Below are 653 nucleotides of genomic sequence, written 5' to 3' on the forward strand. Positions count from 1 at the left end.
GGCCACAAGGAAGTCTTGGGCCTCTGGATCTCTCAAACCGAAGGCGCCAAGTTCTGGCTGCAGGTCGTGACCGAACTCAAAAATCGCGGCGTGCAGGATATCTTCATCGCATGCGTCGACGGTTTAAAAGGCTTCCCGGACGCCATCGAGGCGGTCTATCCGCAGGCCGCCGTTCAACTATGCATTGTGCATATGGTACGCAACAGCTTGAACTTCGTTCCCTGGAAAGCGCAGAAGGAAGTGGCCGCCGATTTGAAGCTAATCTACAGCGCGGCCACCGCCGACGAGGCCGAACTCAGGCTGGCGGAATTTGAGAATAAATGGGATAAACAGTATAAACCAATAAGTCAATCATGGCGCCGCAACTGGGAACGCGTCATCCCGTTCTTCGACTACCCACCAGAAATCCGCAAGGTGATTTACACCACGAACGCGATTGAATCGATTAATATGAGCCTGCGAAAAGTCACGAAGACCCGCAGTTCCTTTCCAACCGATGAGGCTGTGAGCAAGCTGTTTTATCTGGCGCTGAACAACATCAGCAAGAAATGGACGATGCCGATACGGGACTGGAAAGCTGCACTGAACCGCTTCGCCATCCAGTTTGAAGACCGGGTGCCGCAGGCTTAAACGAAAACCCGTTTACACAGAAT

1 protein-coding gene is annotated in these 653 nt (G+C 52.8%); it reads left to right on the plus strand.

Going from position 1 to position 653, the window contains the following annotated elements; all coding sequences use genetic code 11:
- Positions 1–630, plus strand: a 630-nt coding sequence (locus AC07OK_RS30755) for an IS256 family transposase (protein ID WP_494693841.1), incomplete at its 5' end; no start/stop codon positions are given.
- Positions 631–653: the final 23 nt, after the last annotated feature.

The sequence above is a fragment of the Duganella sp. GW821-FHT07G03 genome (assembly GCF_059418605.1).